We start from the raw sequence: 25,340 nt of genomic DNA on the forward strand, positions 1-25,340 counted from the left end.
GGCTTCGACATGTCTCTCGCACTCGTCAAATACCTGCCGGTCAGCGGCAATATTCCCTTCATTCGCGGCCGCATGGTCGCCATGGGGATCTCGCTCCTGCTGATCCTGGGCTCTCTGTTCGAATTCGCCAATGTCGGCATCAATTTCGGTATCGACTTCCGCGGCGGCGTCCAGACCGAGATCCAGGTTCCCAATCGCGACAATATCGACGAAGACCTGCGTGAGGTCGCCAACGGGCTCGGACTCGGCGATGCCAAGGTGCAGGGCGCCGGCGTCACGGACGGCATTCGCACCGTGCTGATCACGCTTCCTCTGCAGGAAGGCGAGGGCGCGGAAGGCGAGGAAGCCCAGCAGGACGCCCGTCGGGCGCTGGAAGAAGCGCTGGAGGCGAATTTCGAGGGCGTGGACATTCGCGGCTCGACCGTGATCGGTGGCGCCGTTTCGAACGAGCTCGTCGTCACAGGCTTTACCGCCATCGGCGTCGCGCTCTTCCTGATGCTGATCTATATCTGGTTCCGCTTCGAGTGGCAGTATTCGGTCGGTGCGATCATCGCCCTGGTGCACGACGTCATCCTGACCGTGGGCATGTTCTCGGTGACCCAGCTCACCTTCGACCTCGCCACCGTGGCCGCCCTCCTGACGATCGTCGGTTACTCCATGAACGACACCGTCGTCGTGTATGACCGCATCCGCGAGAATCTGCGCAAGTACAAGAAGATGCCGTTGTCCGATGTGCTCAATCTGTCGATCAACGACACGCTGTCGCGTACCGTGCTGACCTCGATGACGACGCTCCTCGCTCTGGTCTCGCTCTATGTCATCGGCGGCGCCTCGCTGCAGGGCTTCGCCTTCGCGATGATCTGGGGTGTGGTGATCGGTACCTATTCGTCGATCTTCGTGGCGTCGCCGCTCCTGCTCTTCACCAATGTGCAGCGTGAGAGCAACGAGTCCTGACACGCGACTTCTTGCGTCCGGGCTATCCTGATACGCGAATTCCTGTAACCTCCCCGCTTGTGACAGACTCACTTCTGTAACAACGGGGAGGGAAACTTGGCTGCTATTCTGACTAATCTTCGCACGACAGTGATCGTGTCGATGGTGCTCGCACTGATCTATCTGCTGGCCTATGTGGTCAGCGGCGCGATCGATCCGGGGCCGGCACTCTGGCAGGCCATCGCCCGCTGGACGCACGTCGTCTCGGGCATCATGTGGGTCGGCCTGCTGTGGTATTTCAACTTCGTCCAGATACCGAACATGCCCAATATCCCGGACGAGCAGAAGCCGGCGATCGGCAAGGTGATCGCACCGGCCGCTCTGTTCTGGTTCCGCTGGGGCGCGCTTTTCACCGTCATCACCGGTCTCGCCGTTGCGGGCCTGCGCGGCTATTCCGCCGAAGTGCTGACGCTCGGCCTCGTCGCCGGCGACGCCTACACGCCGCAATACTCCTTCATCGGGATCGGCATGTGGCTTGCCATCATCATGGCGATCAATGTCTGGTTCGTGATCTGGCCCAACCAGAAGATCGCCCTGGGCATCGTCGAGGCGCCCGATGACGCCAAGCCGAAAGCAGCCCGCATGGCGATGCTGTTCTCGCGCACCAACACGCTGCTGTCCTTCCCCATGCTGATCGCAATGGCGATGGCCCAGACCGTCTTCGGCTGAGGCGGAACGACAGGACCGGAAATGTTTCGGGGCCCGCCATTGGCGGGCCCCGTCGCGTCTGGGGGGACATGCGAGATAAACGGCCCTTTCCGGGCGCCCGGCTCAAAGGGCGATCGCGACCGTCTATGCGTCTTCAACGTCCCGGCGGCGGAATTCCGTCGCGCTAAACACGGACCGCTGTCAGTCGAGCGCCAGGCTGCGATAGACGAGCGGGCGGAAGACGCGCGCCGTGCGCGGCTCGGGCCGGTTCGGCGAGGGCTGGATCTGGGTCATGATAACCGCGGCGATATCCGTGTTCGGGCTCACGAAGAAGTCCGTGTCGAAAAAACCGCCCCAGCTGAAATCGCCCGGAATACCGGGCGCCTGTTCGCCGTTCTCCGGCACCAGGACGACGTCGAAGCCGAAGCCATAGGCACGGCCCTGCCAGCTTTCGCCGAGCTGTTCCGGTGTGGTCTGGGGGGTGCGCATCATGGCCAGCGTCTCGGCCTCGATGATCCGGACGCCGTCCAGCTCGCCGTCATTGGCCAGCATCATCGCGAAGCGCATGTAGTCGCGGGCCGTTGAGACGAGGCCGCCACCGCCCGACGCCCAGTCGGGATTGGGCTGGTCGTAGCGCATCAGTTCGCCGGTCTCGGCATGCACGTAGAGCGGGGACATCTCGGCTTCGGTAAAGTCCACATCCTCGAAGAAGAAACCGGTCGAGGGCATGCCGAGGGGCTCGAAGATCTCCGTTTCCAGATAGTCCTCATAGGGCATGCCGGACGCGACCTCGACGACCCGGCCGAGCACGTCATTGGCGTAGGAGTAGATCCAGCGTTCGCCGGGATCGGTATAGAGCGGAAGTGAGGCCAGTTGCTCCATGCGTGCGGCCAGATCGCCTTCGCCGGCATAGAGCGAGTTCTCGATATAGAGCTGTCCGAGATCGGTCTCGGTATCGAAGATGTAGCCGAGCCCGGCCGTGTGGGTGAGAAGGTGCCGGACCGTCATCTCGGTCTCCGGCGCACGCGTGGCGATCGTGCCGTCCGGACCGGCCATCGGGCTGACCGCAACCTGCATCTCGCCGAAAGCCGGAACGGAACTATGCACTTGCCAAAGGTGGCCTGGTGGGCTAGGTTGGTGGCGTTAGGGGGGGGCTTGCACCATGAATCTGATGACCGTCCTGAGGATGAGCGACGACGAAGCGCGCGAGTTGCTGGAGTCAATCCGCTGGCCGGAGGGGCCGGTGTGCCCGCACTGCGGCGGGATGGATCGGGTCTGCGCGATCACTGGCAAGTCAGCTCGCCCGGGACTGCGCGAGTGCGGTGACTGTAAGAAGCAGTTCACGGTGACGGTCGGGACCGTCATGCACAAGAGCAAGATACCACTCTCCAAGTGGGTCGCTGCCTTCTACATGATCTGCGCGCACAAAAAGGGCGTCAGCGCCCTTCAGTTGCAACGTGACCTTGGGCTCGGCTCGTACCGGACAGCTTGGCACATGACGCACCGCATCCGCGCTGCGATGCAGGAAGAGCCGATGCGCGGCCTCCTGGCGGGCAAGGTTGAGGTTGACGAGACCTACGTGGGTGGCAAGCCCCGCCCCGGTTCCGGCAAGCCGAGAGGCACCGGGCGCGGCACGAAGAAGGCGCCGGTCATGGCGATGGTCGAACGCGATGGACGTGCTCGTTCGAAGCCTGTTGCGCGCGTCGACGGCGAGACGCTGAAAGGCGAGGTTCGCCAGAACGTCGATCGTGACAGCATAATCATGACGGACGAGTGGGCGGCTTACCGTGGGCTGAGCGCTGACTACCGCTTCGGCCACCTAACGGTGAACCACAGCCAAGGTGAGTATGCGCGTGGTGGTGTTCACACCAACACGGTCGAAAGCTACTTCGCGCTCTTGAAGCGCGGTGTGTACGGTACGTTTCACTCCATCTCGAAGAAGCACCTCGGGCGCTACTGCGATGAGTTCTCCTTCCGCTGGAACACGCGGAAGCTAAATGATGGCGACGCGATGGTTGAGGCTGTAAAGGGTATGGTAGGAAAGCAGCTGCCATACAGCGTGCTCGTCCATGGATCGGCGGGGGAATAAGGCATGACAGTTGCTGCACTGGCGCGGAGATCGGAGCGTCGGACGGAGCGGTTGCTGGACGACCTCCTGACTTCTCAGGGGTGGGATGATCGCAAGCCACCCCGTGGAAACCTATACCTACAGCATGAGTACCGCGATCATCCGGACCTTGCCGAAGCTCTAGCGAAGGCCAGCAAGTCCGGTGCGGGTCGCGGCGTGCCCGAAGCCATCCTTGTCAATCCGTCGGACCACGCGCCCCTGGCCGTGATCGAGGCGAAGGCGGCGCCTGACGCTATCGATCAGGCCGTCAGCGAGGCGCAGGGCTACGGCGACGCGCTCGTGAAGATGGGTTTCCGTCCGCTTGCGATTGGACTGGCGGGCACGGAGTCCGACGCCTTCGCGCTGCGCGTGTCGAAGTACGATGAGGACGCGAAGGCCTGGGTGCCCGTCACCTACGAGGGGTATCCAATCAACTGGGTGCCGAACGAGAAGGACTTGCGCCGCATCACGGCGCGGGGCGGGCCTGCCGACATTCGACCGACGCCTCCGCCTGCCGAAGTGCTCGCGGAGAAGGCCGACGAGATCAACCGTCTGCTTCGTGAAGCCGATATCAAGGACGAGTATCGTCCTACCGCCGTTGCCGCCTTCATGCTTGGCCTCTGGAAATCCGAGGGCAACATCAGGCGCGACCCGCGCTTCGTTCTGGCGGACGTGAACGACGCATGTGCCACAGCCTTTCGAGAAGCGGGCAAGGCGGGGCTCTCCAAATCAATCGCGGTGGACGCAGCGAACACCAAGCTGCGTGATCGTGCTCCTCGCATCCTGACGATCTTAGAGCGCCTGAACGTCACCGTACTGACGGCGGAGCATGACTATCTCGGCCAGCTGTACGAGACGTTCTTCCGTTACACTGGCGGCAACACGATCGGGCAATACTTCACGCCCCGTCACATCGCCCGGATGATGGTAGATGCCTGCGAGGCTAGCAGCAACGACGTGGTCGCAGACCTGGCCTGCGGCACCGGTGGCTTCTTTGTCGCCTACATGAGCCGCCTGGTCGAGGAAGAGCACCTGCGCCGGGACCGCATGGTCGAAGTGATCCAGGAGAATATCATCGGCTTTGAGTCGGAGCCGAACACAGCTGCGCTCTGCGTCGCCAACATGATCCTTCGCGGAGACGGCTCGACGAAGATCCGGCAGGCGGACTCCCTTGGGCACATGCCAGACTTCCCTGGGGGCGAAGCATCGATTGTAGTGATGAACCCGCCCTTCCCCCACAAGGGAACAGACACGCCTGTCGAGGACTTCGTCGAGCGGGGTTTAGAGGCGCTTCGCAACGGTGGCAAAATGGCCGTAATCGTGCCTGCAAGCCTTTTGTCGAAAAGCGGGAAGGCCGCGAAGTGGCGCGAGGCGATCCTAAAGAAGCACACCCTGACGGCGGTGTGTCAGCTGCCAGACGAATTGTTCCAGCCGTTCGCCTCCGTCACTACCTCGATCGTGTTCCTAGAGAAGGGGCGCCCGCATAAAGCGTCCCGGAAGACCGTCTTCGTCCGGCTGCATCACGACGGCCTTGTCCTCCGCAAGAGCGTCCGCGTGCCGCGCGACAGCGAGCCTAACCAAATACCCGAAGCGCTGGACGCCATCGCAAACAAGACCGAGGCGGCCGGCTTCAGCGCGGTCGCGAGTGTGTCCGGTCAGGACGAATGGTCTGCCGGCGCCTACATCGCAACGGCGGTTCCGGAGGATGCGGAGTTGCGCCAGGCGGTCGACGTGCAGCTTCGACGCCTTGCGTCCTTCTACACGCGCTACGCGGCGGAGATCATGGAGCAGCGTCGCGCGATCGACGCAGGCGACATCGACCTTCAGCCTTATCGGGACATGCTGTCATCGACCCGTCTTAACAATGCGACGAAGTTAGCCTCCGAAGCCGGAACGATCGGCGGCACCTTCGACATCTACTACGGCCTAAAGGAGTTGCACTCCCGCGAGGGGATCGCGCAGGGGCGCACGCTCATCATCTCGCCGACGGAAAGCTACAACGGCACCTACGGCTGGCTGGACTTCCCCGTCGCGGCAGAGCCCAGCTTCGTCACCGTCGCGCAAACCGGCTCGATCGGAGAGGCCTTCGTCCAATTAGAGCCCTGCGCCGTGAACGACGACTGCCTCGTCCTCCTGCCAAAGGAGAAGGGGCTGCCGGACCTTGTTATCCTCGTACTCGCCGCAGCGACCCTGCACGCGGAGAAGTGGCGCTTCAATTACGGACGGAAGCTGACGCCGCCCCGCATCACGGACTTCGTGTTGCCCAAGGCGCCCGAGCTAGAGGCCTGGGTCGCCGACCGCATTGACGACATGATGGACGTAGTCGCGGCGAGCCTTGCCCCTTACAACACTGACGACGGAGAAGGCGACATGGCAGACGAGAATAGTGAGGGCGGACGCCTGTCTATGTACGGCGTGGACCCCAAGGATGCACTGCGTGCCTTTATGCAGGTCGACCCGGAAGCGGTGAAGCGGCGTGAGAAGGCTCGAAAGGTGAAGCCCTCGTCGGATGACAAGGATGCTGAAGACGCCTACGCGGCGCTGGATGAACCCCGCACCGCGACCCTTGAGGAGATCAAGGCGCGCCAGAACCAGTAGGTGAGGCGTGGGTTACAAGATTAGCTTCAGGCGGCCTGCAGAGAAGGGCCTAGGCGACATGCCCGCTCGCGAGCGGAACCGACTGCTCGACCGCATCGGTGAATTAGCCGCAGACCCTTTCCCGCCGGGCTCGCGGAAGCTGAAAGGGCACGATGGCTTGCATCGCGTGCGCGTCGGGAACTGGCGGGCAATCTACCGGGAGCCCGACGAGGACGGCATCATCGACGTGCTAAAAATTGGCCATCGCCGAACCGTCTACCGGTTTCACTGACCGCCTTTGGCAAGTGCATAGTTCCGAGCCGGAATATAGTCGCTGACCGGGTCGTCGAGCCCGATCGTGCCGTCCTCGACCAGCTGCATGGCGGCGATCGCCGTAACCGGCTTGCTCATCGAGGCGATGCGGACCGGCGTGTCGACGGTAAAGGGCGTACCCGCCTCGATATCCTCGAAGCCCGCTTCGGAGACGAAGACGATATCGCTGCCGCGCGCGACGATCGCGGCATAGCCGGGACGCGCACCGGCTTCGGCCAGCGCGTCGAGTTCGGCGTCGAGCCGTTCCAGGCCGGCAGTGTCGAACCCGCGGGCTGCCGGGTCGGCGTCGGGCTGCAATGTCTGTGAAAAGGCCGGCAGGCTGAGCGTTGCAGCAGCCAGGCCGGCGGCAAGAAATCGAAGGGCCATAAGCCTCCCCCTGGTGTTTTTGTATCGACCAAGGGGGAGGTTAGGGCGGAGCGGGTCGCTTGGCGACCCGTTTCCTGGTGTCGAACGCCTTACTGGGCGGCGGCGAGGTTCTCGGCCGCGAATTCCCAGTTCACCAGCTTGTCGAGGAAGGTGGAGATGTAATCCGGACGACGGTTCTGGAAGTCGAGATAATAGGCATGCTCCCAGACATCCATGGTGAGCAGAGGCGTGACGCCGTCTTCCGTGAGCGGGGTTTCCGCGTTCAGCGTCTTGCGGACTTCCAGCTTGCCGTCCTTGAGAACCAGCCAGGCCCAGCCGGAGCCGAACTGGGTCGCGCCGGCCTTGGCGAAGGCGTCCTTGAAATTGTCGAAGGAGCCAAAATCGCGGTCGATCATCGCAGCGAGATCGCCCGTCGGCGTGCCGCCGCCATTCGGGCGCATCGACTGCCAGTAGAAGGTATGGTTCCAGATCTGCGCGGCATTGTTGAACACGCCGCCCAGCTCCGCATCGCCGGCCGCCTTGCGGATGACGTCCTCGAGCGAGAGGGCTGCCATGTCGGTGCCGTCGACCAGGCCGTTCAGATTCTTCACGTAGGCGGCGTGGTGCTTGCCGTGGTGGAAGTCGAGCGTCTCGGCCGAGATGTGCGGCGCCAGGGCGTCCTTGGCGTAGGGAAGATCGGGCAGTGTGAAAGCCATGAAAACCTCGTCTTGGGCAAGCTGTGAATGGATGGTGGCCGGGCTGGCCAAATGCTTCATGCCCGCTCATATGGGGTGGTGAGTACTCGTGTCCACCGGGCAGACGCATGACCGACAACAATTTCGACAATTTGCTCGCCAAGGCCGATCCAGATCGTCGCCTCGCCGCACTGTTCGCCCCGCCGGAGCAGCGTGAGCGTCTTTATGCGCTCTACGCCTTCAATCACGAGCTCGGCCGGATCGCGGACGCGACCTCGGAAAGCCTGATCGGCGAGATGAAACTGACCTGGTGGCGGGATGCGGTGGCGGACCTCTATGCCGATCCTCCGCAGCCGCGGCGCCATGACGTCACCGAGGCCCTGGCCGGACTGATCGGACGCCTTCCCGTGGGCGAGCTGCAGGCCCTGGTCGATGCCCGTTTCGAGGATATCTCCGCACGGCCGTTCGAGACGCTTGACGATGTGCTCGACTATGTCGATGCGACCGCGGTGCGTCTGATGCGGCTGGGCTCGATCGCCTGCGAGGCCGAGATCGAGCCGGCCCTGCTCGTCGTCGCCGGGCGCGCCTGGGGGCTGACGGGCCTGCTGCGTGCCTTTCCGCACCGCGCGAGTATAGGCCGGGCTCCGGTCGGCGGCGATGCGCTGGGAGAAGCCGGGGCGACGCCGGCCATGCTGGCTCAGGGATTGGGCGCCGAAAAGGTGGCCGAAGCCCGCCGGCCGGTCGTGGACGCCGCCCGCGATGCTGCGCGAGATCTCGATGCGGCCGGTGCTATGCCGCCCGAGGCTGTGCCCGTGATCGGCTATGCCCGGCTCGCTGGCGCCTATCTCGACCGCCTTCCGGCCAATCCCTATCAGCTGGCGCCCGAGACCAATCCTCTGGGGCGCCGCCTGCGCATGGCCTGGCTGTCCCTGACCGGACGCTGAGTGCGACCGCGCACCCCCGTGACAATGCCGAGCGCAGCGATAAGCTTGTGCGAGGCGCCGTGATCGCGCATCACGCCGAACTTCGAATTCTCACGAGCCTTTCCAGGAGACAGACATGCATCACGCCCTCATCACCGGAGCCAATCGCGGTCTTGGACTGGAACACACGCGCCAGCTGCTCGAGCGCGGATGGCATATCACCGCCGCCTGCCGCAATCCCGACGCCGCCACCGAGCTGGCCGCCCTGCCGACCGGCGAGGGCAAGCTGGACATCCTCGCCTATGACGCCACCGATCCGGACGGTGCGGAAAAGCTGGCCAAGGCGGTCACCGGTCCGATCGATCTTCTGTTCGCCAATGCCGGCATGATGTCGAAAGAGACCCGCCAGTTCGGCAATACATCCAAGACGGCGATGGCCGACGAATTCCGGGTCAATGCCCTGGCGCCGCTGGCGCTGGCCGAAGCCTTCGCCGACCAGGTCGCGGCCTCGGAGATGAAGGTCATCGCCCTGCAATCCTCGCGCATGGGCTCCATTGCCGACAATGAGAGCGGCGGCGGTTACGGCTACCGCGCGTCCAAGGCCGCGCTGAACGCGATCGGCAAGTCGCTCAGCATCGACCTGAAAGACAAGGGCGTCGTCGTCCTGGTCCTGCATCCGGGCTGGGTGAAGACGGATATGGGCGGCCCGCACGGGCAGCTCACCGCTCCGGAAAGCGTCTCAGGCCAGCTCGACCTGATCGCCCGCGCCTTCAACAACCCCGCCATGAGCGGCCGCTTCTTCCACGTCTCCGGCCAGGACCTGCCCTGGTAGGTCGGGTCAGCCCGCCGCCGCCGCCCATCCGGCCAGATCTTCGAGCGCGCGCGCCGACATCAGCTTCTTCTTGGCCACGCTCTTGGCCTTGCCGCGAATGCGGTTGCCTTCCTCGTCGCGGGAGGGCGCCTGCATCATCGGGAAGAGGCCGAAATTGACGTTCATCGGCTGGAAGCTGCCCTTGCCCGCATCGAGGTGACCGCCGGTCACATGCGCGATGAGAGCGCCCATGGCCGTCGTTTCCGGCGGCACGGAGATCGGGCGTCCGAGGCGTTCGGCGGCGGCGTAGCGGCCGGCCAGGAGCCCCATGGCAGCGCTCTCGACATAGCCCTCGACACCGATCAGCTGTCCGGCGAAACGGAGGCGCGGCCGGGATTTCAGGCGCAGCTGGTCGTCCAGCAGGCGCGGGGAGTTCATGAAAGTATTGCGGTGAATGCCGCCCAGGCGCGCAAACTGCGCCTCCTCCAGGCCCGGGATCATGCGGAAGATCTCGGTCTGGGCGCCGTATTTCATCTTGGTCTGGAAGCCGACCATGTTGAACAGCGTACCCAGCGCATTGTCCTGGCGCAGCTGCACGATGGCGTGCGCCTTGATGTCCGGCTGGTGCGGATTGGTCAGGCCGACCGGCTTCATCGGGCCGTGACGCAGCGTTTCGCGTCCGCGCTCCGCCATCACCTCGATCGGCAGACAGCCGTCGAAATAGGGCGTGTCCTCCCACTCCTTGAACTCGGTCTTGGGCGCGGCGAGGAGGGCGTCGATAAAGGCGTTGTACTGGTCTGCGTCCATCGGGCAGTTGAGATAGGCCTTCTTCTCGGCCTCCGTCTCGCCCTTGTCGTAGCGCGACTGGAACCAGGCCTTGTCCAGATTGATACTCTCGCGATGGATGACCGGCGCGATGGCGTCGAAGAAAGCCAGCTCGCCTTCGCCGGTCAGGTCGAGAATGGCCTCGGACAGCTTGTCCGAGGTCAGGGGCCCGGTCGCGATGATGACGCTGTCCCACTCTTCCGGCGGAATACCGTCGATCTCGCCGCGCTCGATCGTCACCAGCGGATGCTCGCTGAGCGTCTTCGTCACGGCCTCGGAAAAGGCGTCGCGATCGACAGCCAGCGCGCCACCGGCCGGCAGGCGGTTCTTGTCGCCTTCGGCCATGATGATCGAGCCCAGCCGCCGCATCTCCTCGTGCAGCAGGCCGACCGCATTGGTCTGCGCATCGTCCGAGCGGAAGGAGTTCGAGCACACCAGCTCGGCCAGTCCGTCCGTCTTGTGGGCATCCGTGCCCCGGACACCCCGCATCTCGTGCAGGATGACGGGCACGCCCTGTGAGACGAGCTGCCAGGTGGCCTCGGAGCCGGCCATGCCGCCGCCGATGACGTGAACGGGTTTGAGCGCTTGATCTGTCATGCGCGGCATATCGATCCCGCACGCAGGCAAGTCAAGCCGTACCGGTCAGCGGTGGCTTGACCTGAGCGGCGCCTGCCGGAAATATCGCGACGAGGGGGAAGTATTCCATGAAGCATGCTCTGGTTGCGTTGTGCGGATTTCTGGCTATGGCGTCCGGCGTTGCCGCCCAGGACGAGCCGCTGCCGCAGGAGGTGGCGCAGGCTTATCTGGCTTATGAGGCGGCGGTTGAGGCGCAGGACTATGTGGCCGCGAGCACTGCGGGTGAAGCGGCCTTCCATGCCGCTCGTTCGGCCGGGCTGGAAACGGGGCTGCAGCTGACATTGGGCGCGAATGCGCTGGCCGTTGCCGAGTACCGGCATCGGGGTGCAGGGCTGGTCGGGCTGACGCGCGCGGTGGCCGGCCTCGCGCAAGTGACCGGCGATACCGAGCTTGTCTTCGAACTCCGCGTTCGCGGATTGCGCGCGGCCATGGCGACACGCAATTACGTCGCGTTCGAGCCGCTTCTGAACGATGCGCTCGATTATGCTGTAGATGCGGAAGTCCGCAGCGAAGCGGCGCTCGAATGGCTCGGTAGTATTCGCGATCCGCGCTGGCTGGTTTCGGCCGGGGACGAGGCCGACGCGGTATTCGCGGCAGCATCCACCGAAACGGATGCGATCCTGGCGGCCAATCTCGCCATCGACCGCCAGCTGGAAGCCATCGCGCGGGAGGACTGGCCGGAAGCGCTCGCTATCACGGAAAGCGTAGTTGCGCGGCTCGTGACGCATCCAGGAGACAGCCGCGACGCGGTCGACGGGGTGTTGACGGGGCTGACGCAAATACTGCCGACGGGGCTCGGCGCGACCGATGCGGGTACCGAACATCTTTCCGCGGTGACGGCGCAGCGCTGGTGCGACCTGCTGGAGCGTCGCCTGATGATTGCCTATCCCTATTACGAGATGCAGGTGCCGATGCGGGCGGCAGAGCGCCTGGAACAGGGCGTTCTGCGCCTGCCGTTCCGGATGATGTCCGATGGCGCGCATGCGGAACGGGGAGACCTGGAAAGCTCTTTCCGCACCGGCGCTTTCTACGCCCGAACAGCAACGGATTATGTCGAGACCCTGCCGTTCATACCGGCCTGCCAAACCGACGCTACGCCTGCCGACGGCGTGCTGCGCGTGTCCTTCATTTCATCCCCGACCGGCAACCGGCTAGGAGCCTACACCGTCACCTTCCGGTTGCTGCATTCGGTCCAATAGTCCCGAGGCCGCGGCACGCCCGACGCAGAGGAAGTCGCCCATGAAAACCATTCTGATTACATTGACCGTCGCAACCTCGAGCTGGCTCGCAGCCGGCGCCGCTTCGGCCCAGGACGAGCCGTTGCCGCAGGAGGTGGCGCAGGCTTATCTGGCGTATGAGGCGGCGGTCGAGGAGCAGGAATATGCAGCGGCACTCGCGGCAGCTGAAACCGCCTGGCGGGAAGCAGAGGCAGCGCGCGTTGACAACGCGATTACTGGCACGCTCGCAGTGAACTATGGGGCTCTCGCTCTGCGAATGGGCGAATTCTCGATAGCTCATGAGGCATTGCGGGAAGCCGCGCGTCTCGGCGACCGAAGCCGAGAAACTGCTGTCGAACGTGCCGATCGCTGGTATCTGGCTTCGATGGCGGCTTATGCGAACGAGGATATCCGTGATGCCCGCTCGTGTGCCCGCCGAGCGGTGCGCGCGTTACGTGATGCGGAAGATGCACCGCCCTTATTATCGGGGAACGCCCATTATATGTCGGCGCGAATGAGTGCGATAAGTGGTCGGTTTTCCAACATTGGCGAAAATGCCCGCACAGCGATCGAGGCATACGAGAACGCGCCGGGCGCGCCACGGCATTCGCTCGCAGACGCCTATTATCTCTCCGGCATCGACCATTTTTTTTGGGGCGAGCGGAGCGAGGCGGCGATCGCCTTTCATCGCTCGGCGTTGATCTGGAGCGAGATCGACATGACCTCGGAAGCCTTTCGGAGCGCCCGTATCTGGACACGGATGACTGTTCGTGAACTGGGGGCGGAAGAAGGTGAAGTGGTTTCGGCACGCATTCGCGAGATCGGTATGCCGGAGAGCTGGGGGCCCGCGCCGGCCTCTGCGACTGAAGACGGGCCCACCGACGCCTACGATGTCGATGCGCAACCAAGCTATCGGGCGGACCCTGAATATCCGATCAATGCGGCCTACGCGAATGTAGGCGGCGTTGTCTATGTCGGCTTTGACGTGGATGAACGCGGACGGACCGAGAATGTCGAAGTCATCATTTCCGCCCCGCAGGGTATTTTCGATGATGCCGCCCTCGATGCGGTGCGTAGCTGGCGTTACGAACCGGCGATACTCGATGGTGAGCCAGTTGTACGGCATGGCATCGAGACGCGCTTCGATTTCACCATGTGTCCCTATCCGTCGCGCAGGGCGTGCGACACCTGGGCGCGCGAGGAAATGGCGGACGAAGAAGACTAGACCAACAGGCCGGTGGAGTTTTGCGAAAACGTGGCGGAAGCCGAACGCCGCAGCCCCTTTCGCTTGATCCGGCGGCGCGGCGCGGTATGTCTGTGCCGAACTCCGGAGAGACTTCATGTCCGACGCGAAATTGCCTGTCCTGCGCAGCGTTATGGCTGCCTATGCCTTCTTCATCGCCAATTGGCGCCCGATCCTCGTGGCGGGCCTGCCTTATACGGCAGCCTATGCGGTTCAGCTCTGGCTGCTGCTGGGCGGTGCGCCGGAAGGGGTGACAACGGCGCTGGGTCCGCTGGTCTGGCTAATCGCGTTGTTTGCGAGCGTGGCGCTTTCCGCTGCGGCGCTGCGGATGGCGATCCGGGGCGACTATTCCGGCTGGCTGGGGCTGAAGCTCGGCCGCGACGAGATGCGGGTCTTCATCGCCTCCGTGCTGGTTTCGCTCCTGCTCATCATCGTCTTCACCCTGGTCTTCCTGTTCTGGGGCACGATCTTCGGGACGGTTGCGATGGGCGCGCTGGAGCGATCCGGGATCGATCCGGAAAGCGCCGGCATGGAGCTGACCCAGGCGGTGAACGTGATGTCCATGGCGGATACGATCGCGGTTGTGATGGCCGGGATAGGTTGCGGCGCCATCGTGCTGTGGATGGCGGCTCGCCTGTCGCTGGCCCTGCCGGCGACGATCGCGATGGAGAAGGTCCAGGTGATGAAGGCCTGGCCGCTCTCCGGCGGCAGCGGCTGGCGGATCGCGGCGGCTCTCCTGCTGGCCGGCCTGCCGCTGATCCTGCTGGAACTCGGCCTCTACGAACTCGTGAGCCAGGTGCGCGGGGAGCGCCTGTTCGACGTGTCCGGCCTGCTCGATGCGGAGAGTGCGGCGCTGCCGGGGATCGCCCTCATGCGCGAATACGGGCTCTGGATGAGCCTGTTCTCCGCGATCAACATCCCCGTCTTTTCAGGTCTATACGCCTATATGTACCGCAACCGGACGAAGGCGCCCGCCCAAGGCTGAGGCGGGTTTCCCCGCCGGGGCGGGACGCAGGCGCCGGGCTTCCCTCTGGCATCGCCGGGTGATGAGCGCATGATAAGGGCTCCTGAGTCATCCAGCGGCAAAGAGGGGGCCGACATGACCGCCCGTGAATTCGACATCGGCAATGCCATTTTCTTTTTCTTCAAACGCTTCGGCGACAAGCCGGCGGCGGCGATCTGGATCATCGTTTGTCAGATGCTGATCGGCGGCGCGCTCGCCGCCGCCGCGATCTGGCTGCTATTCCCGTTCTGGGGCAGCATTTTCGAGATCGCCGTCCTTGAGGAAACCTCGTCCATTACGGAGGCGGAAGCCGGGGTCATGCTCCTGGAAAGCCTCGGTCCTGCAATGGCCTATTACGCGCTCCTCGGACCGCTGGCGCTGGTATTCGCGCTGATGTTCCAGGGCGCCTGGCTGCGCTTTCTGGTGCGCGGCGAGGTGGCACCGGTCATTCCGTTCCGACTCGGCAGCGACGAGTTCCGTCTGCTCGGCGTGAACATCCTCTACATCGTTGTGAGCTTCGGCCTCGTCCTTGCCGGCATTCTGGCCGTGGCCCTGGTCGGCGGCTTCTCCATCGGGATTGTCGAAACGACCGGCGCTGACGGCGCCGGCGCTCTGGGTGCGCTGCTGACCGTCGCGCTCGTCTTCGCCGTCATTTTGGCCGGAGTTTTCGTGATGGTGCATCTCGCTTCGGCAGCCGGACTGAGTTTCCAGGATCGCCGTTTCCGTTTCTTCGAAAGCTGGGGCGCGACGAAAGGCGTGTTCTGGCCGATGCTGCTGTCGCTGATCGTTGTCGCCGTCATGGCGGGTCTGATCGGATCGACCATTGGCGGCGTCTTTCAGATGATCGGCGTTTTCGCGCTCCTGCCGGTTATCGAGCCCCTGGTCGAGATGGCGGAATACGGCAGCGAGCCGACGGCACAGGAAGTCCTCAGCCTGCTGCGAAGCCAGCTGGCCCAGCCCGGCACGATCATCCTGCTCACCGTGGTCGGCGTTATGGCCTATGCCGTTCAGATCGTGGTCGAGGCCATGATCCACAGCGTCGGCGCCTATAACGCCGTACGTTTCCGCGGCGGCGACGATGCCGGGGGTGCTGTCGAGGCCGCACCGGTCTTGGGTTCGGACAGCCCGCTGGGGGCGGCGCCCAGCGAAGGCTGAGCCTCTCCTCCCAGCCCCTCGGGGCTTTGGCATTACGCGGCTCCGGGCTAGACTGAAATCACCGGGGCCGCCTATGCGGGGGCAGAAAGGACGCTCGGCGTGGAATTCCGTCTGGAAGACAGTCTCGACCCCGATGAGGATGCCGGAGCCCGCGACCGTCATGATGACGGCGGGGCGAGGCCTCATCGCCTGGAAACCCTGTTCGACGGTCTTGCGACGGGCGGCGATAACGAGGCGCTGAGTATCGGCGAGATCCTCGATGCGCTCGAGCGGCGCTCCTTCGGCCCCTTGCTGCTTCTGCCCACCCTGATCTCGATCATGCCGATCATCGGCATGCTGCCCGGCGTGACCTGGGCCATGTCGGCGCTGACCCTGATCATCTCGCTGCATTTCCTGATCAATTCGCGCCGCCTGTGGATGCCGCAGCGCGTTCGCCGGATGACCATCGACGCGGCTGCTTTCCGCAAGGGCGTAGACTGGGCGCGGCCCTGGCTTCGCCGCGTCGACCAGGTGGTGGAACCCCGCTTCGACCTGCTGTTCGCCTGGCCCTGGAGCATGGGGTTCGCCGCTCTTTGCGTGCTGATGTCGCTGGCCATGTTCGCTGCGTCGATCGTGCCCGGCGGCGTGGTCGTACCCGCGCTCGGCATCGTCATCATGGCCGCCGGCCTGACGGCGCGGGACGGGCTCGTCCTCGTGCTCGGAGCGGTCGCCTCGGCCAGTTCGCTCTGGGCCGTCTGGCTGATTGTGGGCTAGGGGACACGCTTTCCGGCAAAATCGCCGCACACGACACTGTCCGGTTGTCCGGGCGGGAATCTGCGTGAAACTGCAGAATGAAAGGGAGCCGGGCCGTGGGGACGGACCGGCGGGAGGCGGTCAGGTCCGTCTCGTCGAGGGGGACATTATGGACAGACCGCGTTTCGACTTCATCAAGGCGACCTTCTTCCTTCTGGTGGTTTTCTGGCGCAAGCCGCTTTCCACCATCTGGCTGATGGGCTGGACGCTCGCACTCGTTTACGGGCTGGTTTTCGCCGGCCTCATTCACGGCGAAATCCTGCTTCAGCAATTCGTCGGTCTGGTCGAGGGCGCCGAACCGAGTTTTGCCCTGTTCGGAACGGTTTTTCTCGTCGTCTTCGGCGCCGCCATGCTCTTCTACGCCGTGATCGGCGCCGCCTGGATGCGGCTCCTCGTGCGCGAGGACGTCTCCGCGATCATTCCCTTCCGCATCGGAGCGGACGAGTTCCGCCTGATCGGGCTGGGCATCTGGTGGATCATCGCCTTTCTCCTGCTCATGATCCCGGTCATGCTGGTCGCGCTCATGCCGGCCATGGCGCTGGGCACGAATGCCGCCGGTTTTTCCGCGGGTATCTCGACGGGAGAGGGCATGCAGTTCGGAACCGGCGGGGCCAATCTCGCGACGCTCGCCATGATCGTCATCCTCTTTGCCGGCATCCTCTTCATCAGCGTCAAGTTCACACCGGCCACCGGCGCGACCATCCTGCGACGCAAGGTCCAGCTCTTCAGCGCCTGGCCGCAGACCAAGGGCGTGTTCTGGCATGTCGTCGCGGCCTTCCTGATCACGCTGGTGATCAGCCTCATCGTCGACATCATCCAGATGGGCGGCGAGGTCTATACCCTGTTCAACCGCGACGGCATCGACATGCGGGTTCCGGGCCTGGAGGGCGAGATACCGGTCGCCAGCTGGAGCGATGTCCCGGCCTATCTGCAGACGCCGGAACTCTGGCTCGGCGGCGCCGGCATTCTCGCCGTCCTGGTCAGCATGGAACTCATGCCCTACGGCGTCTCCGCCTATATCGCCCGCTGGTATGACGGCGTGGAGGCGAAGGGACTGGTGAAGGCGGACGGCGCCGCCGCCGAGGTCGAACTCGCTGTCGAGGCCGATGCGCCGACCGCTGATGCGGGTGGTGATGGCGGCGGCGATGGCGGGGACTGAGGCTCGTGCCGCTGCAATCGCAATAGCGAAATAGCGGGCCGGTATCTAAAATTATGAAGATCGGACCGGGCTTCAATGGCGCGGAAAATGGTGTGTGTCCCTGTTTTTCCGAGCATTGTTCCTAGGGCGCCGATATCGGGGTAGAGCTATGAGCAAGGCAACGCTAACAGACTGGGCTTGGGTGGAAACTATGATTTTCCAATCCTTGCTGGGAGTTACAACGGTTCAGGTCATTGCCTTTGGGCTATCGGAGAGGGCCTGTGATTGGGTGGTGACTTTCTTTGTGAATGGCAAAATCAGCGAGGAGCTTCGTTCGGATTTAGTAGAAATGCCTGGAGAGGCCGAGGCTGCATTGGAGCAAGTTTCGGAAGCTGTGAGTAATGAGGCCATGAAGCCAATAGTTGTCGAAATTGAAATCATAGAAAAAAGTGTGACTTATAGTTATTTGCGTGAAAAAGTGGATCGACCTTTGTTTTGGCTAAAGGTGTAAATATGTAATGTATGGGAATAACCGGGACATGGTCGTAATCGCGGCTGGTCACGCTCCGGGTCTATAGTGCGGGGTTTGTTTCAGCCCCAATAGGCCAGGTGAATCCGATGACAGGAAGAATTGGGCGCCATGGAGGGCATGGTTCTACCACGTTTCATAATGAACTTGGTCAGCTAATCGACAATAGCGCATCAATTCCGGAGTTGAATTCAGGATTAATTCAATTGGGACATCGTTGGAGTATTCCAAATATTCCGCTTTTTCCAACTCACGTTAACACACCGAGGTAGGTATGAGAAAAATATACCTAGGGTATTCGAATGTATTGAATGAAATGTCGGTAAGGGATTATTTTGATTATGATCCAAATCACCCAAATGGAGCATCGAAATTTGAACAAAGTATCGGGTATGAGCACATAAGTCCGGAAGGTTTTGAGGTCTATGGATTGTCGGATTATGGAAGAGACAGGTTTGATTCTGATATTTATGATGCCCTTTCGCCATTTGATGTGAGCGAAAAAACAATATTTAATTCGGTCAATTTTTCAGATGTAAAATCTATGTTTTTTATAGAAATGAATGACGTCCGATTTTTGTCGGATGAGTTTGTGACCTTGTTGGGGCCAATCGAAATTGAGAAATATGATTTTGAATAAGCTTTGGCGGTACTACCAGATTAAGCGCGGGAAAACGGGAAAACCGCGAAAACCGGGGAGACGTACCGATTTAATCATGGAAAACTGGGGACACGTACCGATTTAATCATCCGGCGGCTTTCCGCTCCGCCGTTTCGGGCGTCCGGATTGGCCCGGTCTGAGCCGGCGGCCGGATTTGGTTTCCAGCGCATCGATCCAGGCGTCCGATCCCAGCGGGTATCCCGACTGTGCGAAATCGCCCAGCAGGGCCTCCTGCCTCGCGCTTGTGCCCTCGGCCAGATAGCGCGGCCAGTCGGCGATCCGGTCGAGCCAGGGCGCGCGCCGGGTGAGGCCGTCCGGCTCGCCGGTCAGGTGAAAGCACGCGCTCGACCAGGGCCAGTCCCCGGCGGTTTCGCACAGGCGCGCCGCGACCGGATTGTTCTCGACATAGCGAACCGTAGCCAGTGCGTGGCCTTCATCCATGGCGCGCGAGCTGAAGCGCCCCTGCCAGAGAAACCCCGTCCAGCCCTCGCGGGTATTAATATGGCGCGTATAGCGGCGATGGGCTTGGCCGACCGCGTTCGCGAGGCTTTCCGGGCGGGCGGGTTCCAGGATGAGGTGGACATGGTTGGGCATGAGGCACCAGGCCCAGCATCCCACGTCGTGTGCTGTGCAGGCGGTCGCCATCAAATCCCGATAGAGCGCATAGTCCCCGTCTTCGAAGAAAGTCTGCTGGCGCCGATTGCCCCGCTGCGTCACATGATGCGGAAATCCGGGCAGAACGATCCGGACTTGGCGAGCCATACAGGGAAGCTGGCTCAGCGAGGCTGAAATGCAATCGGAAATTGCAAACTGGGTCGAAAACTGGTACGTGTCCCCGGTTTCTCTACGGTGTCCCCGTTTTTCTACCGTTTTTCTAAGGCCAAATGGTTATGCAATTGCGCCAGGCGGTATTGGTAATCTAGAATATTCTTCTATCGGGGTGCATCTAATCCGCAACGGAGGAATAAACTATGTCGCTACAAACATAGTAAAGTCGACATGTGAGTGAATTTAATTAGGTTACTTGAAATGAAAATTATAGCGAGTTATATTATTGTAATTATTACTGCAACGTTATGTGGGTATTTAAGTGCCAAAGTGTCGGAAGGTGGCGCGTCGAGTGAGGTGGCGTCGCTTTATCCAATGATTGATGGTAAGCATGTATCGCAGATAGTGAATGCGTGGCGTGTCGTTGATTCGTCGTGCGGTAACTCGTGTAGTATTGATGATTATTTGGTTGTAATATTTGACATTGATGATTATTACTCAATTGGTTTTGGCCGAAAGGCGCAATTTGGTGCGGAAGTGGTTTCCTCTCCATTTTCCAATATTACAGTCCACTGCGATAAATTGGATGGATTTTGTGAAATAATTTCATTGAATTAGGCTCTGCTGTCGAAGTCGAAAACTGGAAGCAATAAGGACAGGTGGAATTTACACGCTAGCTTCACCTCTCCCTTTTTCTTCCAGCCCCGGGAGGGGGCATGGGTGGAAAACAGGGCCACACAACATTATCGGCCCGAAGAGACCCGCATAGATTGTAATCGCGTCAGGGTCGCGTCACCATGAGTCTATGGCTCGTCAGGCGCGTATCGTCCTTCCTGGTGATCCCCATCATGTCACCCAAAGGGGAAACCGGCGTCAGCAGACTTTCTTCGACGATGCGGACTATGCGCTTTACCGCGACCTCATGATCGCGGCCTGCGCCTCGCATCGGAAAACCGGGGACACGCACCAATTCCCGCGCCTCGCGCAGACACCTCCATACATCTCATGACAGCCAGCAGGCCGCACGGGTCCAGCGCCGTCAAGGCGCATGCCCGCAAAGCGGCACCGCAGCGAGGCCCGAAAAGTGGGAACCACTTTTCGGATAAAGCCGAGCGTCCAAGGCGGCGGCCTTGACGGCGCTGGACCCGTGCGGCGACATCCCGGCAAGCGATGAAGGGTGAATTGAGCGCAGCCGGCGCGCCGGCCTGCCCGTGCCCGTTTCTTCGTCCAAGCTACGGCCTTGTTCGTCGCGCTCGCCTATACCGGCGCCCCGCGCCTAACCCGCCTTGTCCCTGAGCTCCCGTCCGCGCTCCAGCAGCGATGCCGGAGAGCGGCCGGTCCGGCTGCGCCCGCGCTTGGTGAGGCTTTCTGGCGTGCCCGATCAATCCGAGCTTGTTGAAATGTCATTCGTCAGCGACAGTCTCGCCTGATCGGTCTGGGGAGGGCGAGATGAGTGACGAACTTTACGGCGGCGGGTTCAGCGGCGATGTGCCCGCGGTCTATGATGCGCATCTCGGCCCGGTCCTGTTCGAGGGGTATGCGCGGAATCTGGCGCTGCGCGCAGCCGCGCTGGGGGCGAGCCGTGTGCTGGAGCTGGCCGCCGGTACGGGGATTTCGAGCCGGGCGCTGCGCGATGCGCTCGATCCATCGGTCTCGATAACCGTCACCGATCTGAACAATGACATGCTCGATGTGGCGCGGGCGAAGTTCGGCCCGGACGAGAATGTCACCTTCGTGCCTGCCGACGCCATGTCGCTGGCCTTTGAGGACGGCGCTTTCGATCTCTTGGTCTGCCAGTTCGGCGTCATGTTCGTGCCGGACAAGGTGGAAGCCTTTCGCGAGGCGCGGCGTGTCCTCGCGCCGGGTGGCACATTCCTCTTCAATAGCTGGAGGTCGCTGCAGGACAATTCTCCTATGGCGATTGCCCATGCGGTCATCGGAGCGCTGTATCCGGAGAATCCGCCAGCTTTCTACACGGTGCCGTTTTCCTATTGCGACGGAGCGGCCGTGTCGGCGGACCTGACAAGCGCGGGCTTTGACGGCATCGCGCACGAGACCGTCTCCCAAGACAGCTCTATCGAGGACTGGCGGCACATCGCTCACGGCATGGTCTTCGGCACGCCCATGGCGGCCGAAATCGTCCAGCGCGGCGTGCATGACCCGCAGGCGGTCGCCAAAATGCTGGCAGATGCCCTGCGCGATCATTATGGCGAGACGCCCACGGCCCTGCCGTTCAGCGCCATGGTCTTCACCGGCCGCAATCCGGCAGAGGCCTAACCAGCCTTCTCCCTGAGCGCGTGACCGCGCTCCAGCAGTGGTGCCAGGTAGCGGCCCGTCCAGCTGCGCTCGACCTCGGCCACATCTTCCGGCGTGCCCACGGCGACGATTTCGCCGCCGCCGTCTCCGCCTTCCGGGCCGAGATCGATGAGCCAGTCGGCGGTCTTGATGACGTCGAGATTGTGCTCGATGACGACGACGGTGTTTCCGGCATCGACGAGCTCATGGAGCACTTCGAGGAGTTTGCGGACGTCCTCGAAATGCAGGCCCGTGGTGGGCTCGTCGAGGATGTAGAGCGTCTTGCCGGTGGCGCGCTTGGAGAGTTCCTTGGAGAGCTTTACGCGCTGGGCCTCGCCGCCGGAGAGCTGGGTCGCGGGCTGGCCGATCTTCACATAGCCCAGACCGACGCGCTTCAAGGTTTCCATCTTGTCGCGTACGGCGGGCACGGCCTTGAAGAAGTCCGCGCCTTCCTCGACCGTCATGTCGAGCACGTCGGCGATGGACTTGTCCTTGAACCTGATCTCCAGAGTCTCGCGATTGAAGCGCTTGCCGTGGCACACATCGCAGGGGACGTAGACGTCCGGCAGGAAGTGCATCTCGATCTTCACCACGCCATCGCCCTGGCAGGCCTCGCAGCGTCCGCCCTTCACATTGAAGGAGAAGCGGCCCGGCTTGTAGCCGCGCGTCTTGGCCTCGGGCAGCTGGGCGAACCATTCGCGGATCGGGGTGAAGGCGCCGGTATAGGTCGCCGGGTTGGAACGCGGCGTGCGGCCGATGGGCGACTGGTCGATATCGATGATCTTGTCGAGCTGGTCGAGCCCCTCGATCCGGTCGTGCGGGGCGGGGACCTGCTGCGCCTTGGCCAGCTTGCGGGCGGCGGCCTTGTAGAGCGTCTCGATGGTCAGGGTCGACTTGCCGCCGCCGGAGACGCCGGTGACGCAGGTCATCACGCCGAGCGGGAAGGCGGCATCGACGGTCTTGAGATTATTACCCGTCGCGCCGCGCACGGTGACGGCGCGCTTCTTCGCGATCTTGCGCCGCTTGGCCGGCACTTCGATACGGCGCGTGCCGGCGAGATACTGACCGGTCAGGCTGTCGATATTGGCGGTAATCGCCGCGGGCGTGCCCTCGGCGATAATCTCGCCGCCATGAACGCCGGCAGCGGGGCCCAGATCGACCACGTGATCGGCCGTGAGGATGGCTTCCTCGTCATGCTCCACCACGATCACGGTGTTTCCGAGATCGCGCAGCCCCTTCAGGCTGTCGAGCAGGCGGGTATTGTCGCGCTGGTGCAGGCCGATCGAGGGCTCGTCGAGCACGTAGAGCACGCCGGTCAGGCCCGAGCCGATCTGGCTGGCAAGACGGATGCGCTGGCTCTCCCCGCCCGAGAGCGTGCCGGAGGCGCGGTCCAGGGTGAGATAGTCCAGCCCCACATCGACCAGGAAGTTCAGGCGTTCGCGGATCTCCTTGAGGATGCGCTCGGCGATCTGGCGGTCCTTCTCCGACAAGGTGTCCTCGACGGCAGAGAACCAGTCGTGGGCATTGCGGATGGAGAGTTCGGACGCCTCGGAAATATCGCGCTTGTCGATCTTCACGCAGAGCGCTTCCGGCTTCAGACGCCGCCCGCCGCAGGTCTCGCAGGGCTGGGCGGACTGGAAACGGCCGAGATCCTCGCGCACCCAGCTTGAATCGGTCTCGCGCCAGCGCCGTTCCAGATTGGGGATGACGCCCTCGAAGGGCTTTTCCGTCTTGAAGGTGCGCAGCCCGTCCTCATAGACGAAGGTCACGTTCTCCTTCGTGCCCCAGAGCACGATCTTTCGGAAGGCCTCCGGCAGGTCGCGCCAGGCGGTGAACATGTCTCCGCCGAAATGCTCGGCGAGAGCCTGCAGGGTCTGCTGGTAGAGCTTCGACGTGGCCCGGCTCCAGGGCGCGATGGCGCCGTCGGAGAGGGGTTTGTCGCGATCGGGAACGACCAGGTCCTCGTCGAACTTCAGCGACTGGCCGAGACCGTCGCAGCTCGGGCAGGCGCCGAAGGGATTGTTGAAGGAGAAGAGCCGCGGCTCGATCTCGGAAATGGTGAAGCCGGAGACCGGGCAGGCGAATTTCTCGGAGAAGACCGTGCGCTCCGGATTGCCCTTCTCGTCTTTCTTGTCGGCACTCTCGGCGACGGCGATGCCGTCGGCCAGTCTCAGCGCGGTTTCCAGACTGTCGGCGAGGCGGCTTTCCAGGCCTTCCTTGATGACGATCCGGTCCACCACGACATCGATATCGTGCTTGAACTTCTTGTCGAGCGTGGGGGCGTCCTCGAGCGTGTAGAACTCGCCATTCACCTTCACGCGCTGGAAGCCGGCCTTCAGCCATTCGGCGAATTCCTTGCGGTACTCGCCCTTGCGGCCGCGTACGACCGGGGCCAGCAGGTAGAGCCGCGCGCCGTCGCCCATGGCCATCAGCCGGTCGACCATCTGGCTCACCGTCTGGCTCTCGATGGGCAGGCCGGTGGCCGGCGAATAGGGCGTGCCGACGCGCGCCCATAACAGGCGCATATAGTCGTAGATCTCGGTCACCGTACCCACGGTGGAGCGCGGATTCTTCGAGGTCGTCTTCTGCTCGATGGAAATCGCCGGGGAGAGGCCCTCGATGGAGTCCATGTCGGGCTTGGCCATCAGCTCCAGGAACTGCCGCGCATAGGCCGACAGGCTCTCCACATAGCGGCGCTGGCCCTCGGCATAGATCGTGTCGAAGGCGAGCGAGGACTTGCCAGAGCCGGACAGGCCCGTGAACACGATCAGGCTGTCCCGCGGCAGGTCCACGGACACGTCCTTGAGATTATGCTCGCGCGCGCCGCGCACGCTGATGGTTTCGAGTGCCATGGATTTCCCTGCAGAGAGGTCGTTCGAAGTCCGAACATTTAGAGAACAGCCCCGCGCCCGTCCAGAGCGCAGCCTGCGACTTCCTGACAGGACGTAGGCAGGAGGGGGCGCGAAGCAAGGGCGGGCGGGGCTGGCGACCTGTGATCGCCTGTGGAGGGCTGAGCGCGATCACTGGACTCTGCGGGGCCTGTCCGATCAAACTCCATGCGACTCGTGGGTCGCGTTGACCGGCGGAACAGAATGTGAACAAATGGCGCAGCTCAAGAGGCGAGCGCCGCGGGATATGGAGATCGGGCGATGGCGGGAAGCGTCAACAAGGTGATTTTGGTCGGTAATCTGGGACGCGACCCGGAAATCCGCCGCATGAATAACGGCGACCCGGTGGTCAATCTGTCCGTCGCGACCTCCGAGCAGTGGCGCGACAAGAATACCGGCGAGCGCCGGGAAAAGACCGAGTGGCACCGTGTCGTGATCTTCAACGACCAGCTCGCCAAGGTCGCCGAGAATTACCTCAAGAAGGGTATGAAGGTTTACATCGAGGGCCAGCTTCAGACCCGCAAATGGACCGATCAGAGCGGTCAGGAGAAATACTCCACCGAGGTCGTGCTCCAGCGCTTCCGTGGCGAACTCCAGATGCTCGACGGCCGCGGCGAGGGCGGTGGCTCCTATGAGAGCGGCGGCTCCTTCGGCTCCTCCGAGCGCTCCGGCGGCGGCCAGCGCTCCATGGAAGGTCCCAAAGAAGATTTCTCCAATGCCGACCTGGACGACGAGATCCCGTTCTAGTCGAGCAGGCG

Annotated in this window: 24 protein-coding genes and 1 pseudogene; 19 read left to right on the forward strand and 6 right to left on the reverse strand. The window is 62.8% G+C overall.

Translation table 11 applies throughout. The annotated features are described in order from the left end of the window. The first annotated feature begins 9 nt into the window (after positions 1–9). Positions 10–954, forward strand: coding sequence for a protein translocase subunit SecF (gene secF / locus AC13HB_RS08865; protein ID WP_482949390.1), 945 nt, complete (start codon positions 10–12; stop codon positions 952–954). Positions 955–1,050: 96 nt separating this feature from the next. Further along, entirely contained in the window at positions 1,051–1,662 is a 612-nt protein-coding gene (locus AC13HB_RS08870) for a urate hydroxylase PuuD (RefSeq protein ID WP_482949391.1), read from the forward strand. A gap of 180 nt (positions 1,663–1,842) precedes the next feature. On the opposite strand, the gene AC13HB_RS08875 is transcribed toward AC13HB_RS08870, so the two are convergent. Then, the gene (locus AC13HB_RS08875; RefSeq protein WP_482949392.1) at positions 1,843–2,748 is read right to left on the reverse strand and encodes a serine hydrolase domain-containing protein; all 906 of its coding nucleotides are present in this window, start codon (positions 2,746–2,748) and stop codon (positions 1,843–1,845) included. Positions 2,749–2,803: 55 nt separating this feature from the next. Here AC13HB_RS08875 and AC13HB_RS08880 point away from each other — a divergent pair, with 55 nt between their 5' ends. From AC13HB_RS08880 to AC13HB_RS08890, 3 genes are read left to right on the forward strand one after another with little or no spacing between them, the layout of a single operon-like run. Beyond that, positions 2,804–3,730 (forward strand): IS1595 family transposase, encoded by a 927-nt coding sequence (locus AC13HB_RS08880; protein WP_482949393.1) that lies wholly within the window; start codon positions 2,804–2,806, stop codon positions 3,728–3,730. A gap of 3 nt (positions 3,731–3,733) precedes the next feature. Continuing rightward, positions 3,734–6,346 (forward strand): HsdM family class I SAM-dependent methyltransferase, encoded by a 2,613-nt coding sequence (locus tag AC13HB_RS08885; RefSeq protein ID WP_482949394.1) that lies wholly within the window; start codon positions 3,734–3,736, stop codon positions 6,344–6,346. A gap of 7 nt (positions 6,347–6,353) precedes the next feature. Beyond that, on the forward strand, positions 6,354–6,617 hold the full coding sequence (locus tag AC13HB_RS08890) for a type II toxin-antitoxin system RelE family toxin (RefSeq protein ID WP_482949395.1): 264 nt from the start codon (positions 6,354–6,356) through the stop codon (positions 6,615–6,617). On the opposite strand, the gene AC13HB_RS08895 is transcribed toward AC13HB_RS08890, so the two are convergent. Further along, complete coding sequence (locus tag AC13HB_RS08895) at positions 6,611–7,024, reverse strand: serine hydrolase domain-containing protein (protein WP_482949396.1); 414 nt, start codon at positions 7,022–7,024, stop codon at positions 6,611–6,613. The two genes, AC13HB_RS08890 and AC13HB_RS08895, sit on opposite strands and share 7 nt — an antisense overlap. Before the next feature lie 89 nt (positions 7,025–7,113). Next, complete coding sequence (locus tag AC13HB_RS08900) at positions 7,114–7,719, reverse strand: superoxide dismutase (protein ID WP_482949397.1); 606 nt, start codon at positions 7,717–7,719, stop codon at positions 7,114–7,116. Positions 7,720–7,826: 107 nt separating this feature from the next. On the opposite strand from AC13HB_RS08900, the gene AC13HB_RS08905 reads away from it, so the two are divergent. Both AC13HB_RS08905 and AC13HB_RS08910 read left to right on the forward strand, forming a co-directional pair. Further along, on the forward strand, positions 7,827–8,642 hold the full coding sequence (locus tag AC13HB_RS08905) for a squalene/phytoene synthase family protein (protein WP_482949398.1): 816 nt from the start codon (positions 7,827–7,829) through the stop codon (positions 8,640–8,642). Between the two features lie 115 nt (positions 8,643–8,757). Further along, positions 8,758–9,453: an SDR family oxidoreductase gene (locus AC13HB_RS08910; RefSeq protein ID WP_482949399.1), complete on the forward strand. Its 696-nt coding sequence runs from the start codon at positions 8,758–8,760 to the stop codon at positions 9,451–9,453. 6 nt (positions 9,454–9,459) lie between these two features. On the opposite strand, the gene trmFO is transcribed toward AC13HB_RS08910, so the two are convergent. After that, positions 9,460–10,863 carry a methylenetetrahydrofolate--tRNA-(uracil(54)-C(5))-methyltransferase (FADH(2)-oxidizing) TrmFO gene (gene trmFO / locus AC13HB_RS08915; protein WP_482949400.1) on the reverse strand — a complete coding sequence of 468 codons (1,404 nt, stop codon included), beginning with the start codon at positions 10,861–10,863 and terminating at the stop codon, positions 9,460–9,462. A gap of 98 nt (positions 10,864–10,961) precedes the next feature. Between trmFO and AC13HB_RS08920 the strand changes: the two genes are divergently transcribed. The 8 genes from AC13HB_RS08920 to AC13HB_RS08955 all read left to right on the forward strand — a co-directional run bounded on the left by AC13HB_RS08920 (position 10,962) and on the right by AC13HB_RS08955 (position 18,610). Then, entirely contained in the window at positions 10,962–12,092 is a 1,131-nt protein-coding gene (locus tag AC13HB_RS08920) for a hypothetical protein (RefSeq protein WP_482949401.1), read from the forward strand. Positions 12,093–12,132: 40 nt separating this feature from the next. Further along, positions 12,133–13,335, forward strand: a complete 1,203-nt coding sequence (locus tag AC13HB_RS08925; RefSeq protein WP_482949402.1) for an energy transducer TonB — start codon at positions 12,133–12,135, stop codon at positions 13,333–13,335. A gap of 115 nt (positions 13,336–13,450) precedes the next feature. Continuing rightward, on the forward strand, positions 13,451–14,338 hold the full coding sequence (locus AC13HB_RS08930) for a hypothetical protein (protein ID WP_482949403.1): 888 nt from the start codon (positions 13,451–13,453) through the stop codon (positions 14,336–14,338). 114 nt (positions 14,339–14,452) lie between these two features. Continuing rightward, positions 14,453–15,511 (forward strand): hypothetical protein, encoded by a 1,059-nt coding sequence (locus AC13HB_RS08935; RefSeq protein ID WP_482949404.1) that lies wholly within the window; start codon positions 14,453–14,455, stop codon positions 15,509–15,511. Between the two features lie 99 nt (positions 15,512–15,610). Continuing rightward, positions 15,611–16,264: an exopolysaccharide biosynthesis protein gene (locus AC13HB_RS08940; protein WP_482949405.1), complete on the forward strand. Its 654-nt coding sequence runs from the start codon at positions 15,611–15,613 to the stop codon at positions 16,262–16,264. 148 nt (positions 16,265–16,412) lie between these two features. Beyond that, on the forward strand, positions 16,413–17,462 hold the full coding sequence (locus AC13HB_RS08945) for a hypothetical protein (protein WP_482949406.1): 1,050 nt from the start codon (positions 16,413–16,415) through the stop codon (positions 17,460–17,462). A gap of 148 nt (positions 17,463–17,610) precedes the next feature. After that, on the forward strand, positions 17,611–17,952 hold the full coding sequence (locus AC13HB_RS08950) for a hypothetical protein (RefSeq protein ID WP_482949407.1): 342 nt from the start codon (positions 17,611–17,613) through the stop codon (positions 17,950–17,952). Between the two features lie 292 nt (positions 17,953–18,244). After that, complete coding sequence (locus AC13HB_RS08955; RefSeq protein WP_482949408.1) at positions 18,245–18,610, forward strand: hypothetical protein; 366 nt, start codon at positions 18,245–18,247, stop codon at positions 18,608–18,610. A gap of 102 nt (positions 18,611–18,712) precedes the next feature. On the opposite strand, the gene AC13HB_RS08960 is transcribed toward AC13HB_RS08955, so the two are convergent. Then, complete coding sequence (locus tag AC13HB_RS08960) at positions 18,713–19,393, reverse strand: transposase (protein WP_482949409.1); 681 nt, start codon at positions 19,391–19,393, stop codon at positions 18,713–18,715. A 267-nt stretch (positions 19,394–19,660) separates the two neighbouring features. Between AC13HB_RS08960 and AC13HB_RS08965 the strand changes: the two genes are divergently transcribed. The 3 genes and pseudogenes from AC13HB_RS08965 to AC13HB_RS08975 all read left to right on the forward strand — a co-directional run bounded on the left by AC13HB_RS08965 (position 19,661) and on the right by AC13HB_RS08975 (position 21,676). After that, on the forward strand, positions 19,661–20,017 hold the full coding sequence (locus AC13HB_RS08965; protein ID WP_482949410.1) for a hypothetical protein: 357 nt from the start codon (positions 19,661–19,663) through the stop codon (positions 20,015–20,017). Between the two features lie 187 nt (positions 20,018–20,204). Beyond that, positions 20,205–20,336, forward strand: a pseudogene (locus AC13HB_RS08970) (transposase); the annotation flags it as partial. A gap of 512 nt (positions 20,337–20,848) precedes the next feature. Further along, positions 20,849–21,676, forward strand: coding sequence for a class I SAM-dependent methyltransferase (locus tag AC13HB_RS08975; protein ID WP_482949411.1), 828 nt, complete (start codon positions 20,849–20,851; stop codon positions 21,674–21,676). Here AC13HB_RS08975 and uvrA read toward each other — a convergent pair. After that, a complete protein-coding gene (gene uvrA / locus AC13HB_RS08980) occupies positions 21,673–24,546 on the reverse strand; it encodes an excinuclease ABC subunit UvrA (RefSeq protein ID WP_482949412.1) in 2,874 nt (957 codons plus the stop codon). The two genes, AC13HB_RS08975 and uvrA, sit on opposite strands and share 4 nt — an antisense overlap. A gap of 297 nt (positions 24,547–24,843) precedes the next feature. On the opposite strand from uvrA, the gene ssb reads away from it, so the two are divergent. Then, positions 24,844–25,329, forward strand: coding sequence for a single-stranded DNA-binding protein (gene ssb, locus AC13HB_RS08985; RefSeq protein WP_482949413.1), 486 nt, complete (start codon positions 24,844–24,846; stop codon positions 25,327–25,329). Positions 25,330–25,340: the final 11 nt, after the last annotated feature.

The organism is Maricaulis sp. B-26 (assembly GCF_056857855.1).

Excerpts from the sequence above, each read along its gene's own strand:
- secF (WP_482949390.1), top strand. The coding sequence starts at position 10 with ATGTCTCTCGCACTCGTCAAATACCTGCCGGTCAGCGGCAATATTCCC.
- AC13HB_RS08880 (WP_482949393.1), top strand. The coding sequence starts at position 2,804 with ATGAATCTGATGACCGTCCTGAGGATGAGCGACGACGAAGCGCGCGAG.
- AC13HB_RS08885 (WP_482949394.1), top strand. The coding sequence starts at position 3,734 with ATGACAGTTGCTGCACTGGCGCGGAGATCGGAGCGTCGGACGGAGCGG.
- AC13HB_RS08895 (WP_482949396.1), bottom strand. The coding sequence starts at position 7,024 with ATGGCCCTTCGATTTCTTGCCGCCGGCCTGGCTGCTGCAACGCTCAGC.
- AC13HB_RS08900 (WP_482949397.1), bottom strand. The coding sequence starts at position 7,719 with ATGGCTTTCACACTGCCCGATCTTCCCTACGCCAAGGACGCCCTGGCG.
- AC13HB_RS08905 (WP_482949398.1), top strand. The coding sequence starts at position 7,827 with ATGACCGACAACAATTTCGACAATTTGCTCGCCAAGGCCGATCCAGAT.
- AC13HB_RS08910 (WP_482949399.1), top strand. The coding sequence starts at position 8,758 with ATGCATCACGCCCTCATCACCGGAGCCAATCGCGGTCTTGGACTGGAA.
- trmFO (WP_482949400.1), bottom strand. The coding sequence starts at position 10,863 with ATGCCGCGCATGACAGATCAAGCGCTCAAACCCGTTCACGTCATCGGC.
- AC13HB_RS08920 (WP_482949401.1), top strand. The coding sequence starts at position 10,962 with ATGAAGCATGCTCTGGTTGCGTTGTGCGGATTTCTGGCTATGGCGTCC.
- AC13HB_RS08925 (WP_482949402.1), top strand. The coding sequence starts at position 12,133 with ATGAAAACCATTCTGATTACATTGACCGTCGCAACCTCGAGCTGGCTC.
- AC13HB_RS08930 (WP_482949403.1), top strand. The coding sequence starts at position 13,451 with ATGTCCGACGCGAAATTGCCTGTCCTGCGCAGCGTTATGGCTGCCTAT.
- AC13HB_RS08935 (WP_482949404.1), top strand. The coding sequence starts at position 14,453 with ATGACCGCCCGTGAATTCGACATCGGCAATGCCATTTTCTTTTTCTTC.
- AC13HB_RS08945 (WP_482949406.1), top strand. The coding sequence starts at position 16,413 with ATGGACAGACCGCGTTTCGACTTCATCAAGGCGACCTTCTTCCTTCTG.
- AC13HB_RS08950 (WP_482949407.1), top strand. The coding sequence starts at position 17,611 with ATGAGCAAGGCAACGCTAACAGACTGGGCTTGGGTGGAAACTATGATT.
- AC13HB_RS08955 (WP_482949408.1), top strand. The coding sequence starts at position 18,245 with ATGAGAAAAATATACCTAGGGTATTCGAATGTATTGAATGAAATGTCG.
- AC13HB_RS08960 (WP_482949409.1), bottom strand. The coding sequence starts at position 19,393 with ATGGCTCGCCAAGTCCGGATCGTTCTGCCCGGATTTCCGCATCATGTG.
- AC13HB_RS08965 (WP_482949410.1), top strand. The coding sequence starts at position 19,661 with ATGAAAATTATAGCGAGTTATATTATTGTAATTATTACTGCAACGTTA.
- AC13HB_RS08975 (WP_482949411.1), top strand. The coding sequence starts at position 20,849 with ATGAGTGACGAACTTTACGGCGGCGGGTTCAGCGGCGATGTGCCCGCG.
- uvrA (WP_482949412.1), bottom strand. The coding sequence starts at position 24,546 with ATGGCACTCGAAACCATCAGCGTGCGCGGCGCGCGCGAGCATAATCTC.
- ssb (WP_482949413.1), top strand. The coding sequence starts at position 24,844 with ATGGCGGGAAGCGTCAACAAGGTGATTTTGGTCGGTAATCTGGGACGC.